Genomic DNA, 643 nt, shown 5'->3' on the forward strand with positions numbered 1-643 from the left:
GACCTGGAAAAACATGCCGACAAATTTAAAAACCGCATTTACGGCATCGAACCAGGTAACGATGGTAACCGCCTGATTCAATCCATGATCGACAGCAACGCATTTGGTTTAAAAGACTTCAGCCTGGTTGAATCAAGTGAAGCGGGCATGGTGTCACAAGTATCACGTGCGGTACGTCGCAATCAGTGGATCGTTTACTTGGGTTGGGCGCCGCACCCAATGAACAGTAATGTTGAAATGGAATACCTATCGGGTGGCGATGATTTCTTCGGTCCAAATTACGGCGGTGCAAACGTTTATACAAACGTACGTCAAAACTACCTTGCTGAGTGCACAAATGTGGGCCAATTGGTGAAAAACCTAGAGTTCAGCCTAGAAATGGAAAACGAGCTGATGGAAGCGATTCTCAACCAGAAGCAAAAACCATCTAAAGCCGCACAAGCTTGGTTAAACGCGAACGCAGACAAAATCGAAGCGTGGCTGAAAGACGTGAAGACCGTCGATGGTCAAGACGCACAGTCGACAATTGCTCGTTACCTTAAAGACAACGCTTAATTGATTTTCTTAGTGGGCAGCAATGCCCACATCATCAACACAAAGGTTTTATTGTGAATTTTATTACGGACAACAAACTACCGTTGGG

General features: G+C 45.4%; 1 protein-coding gene. It reads left to right on the forward strand.

Annotation, left to right across the window (positions count from 1 at the left end; translation table 11 throughout):
- The coding region (locus tag R7Z47_RS25330; RefSeq protein WP_318130827.1) for a glycine betaine ABC transporter substrate-binding protein at nt 1–555 on the forward strand (555 nt) is incomplete at its 5' end.
- Nucleotides 556–643 lie beyond the last annotated feature (88 nt).

Origin of the sequence: Vibrio sp. 1641, assembly GCF_033339995.1 — a bacterium.
Taxonomy (GTDB): domain Bacteria; phylum Pseudomonadota; class Gammaproteobacteria; order Enterobacterales; family Vibrionaceae; genus Vibrio; species Vibrio alginolyticus.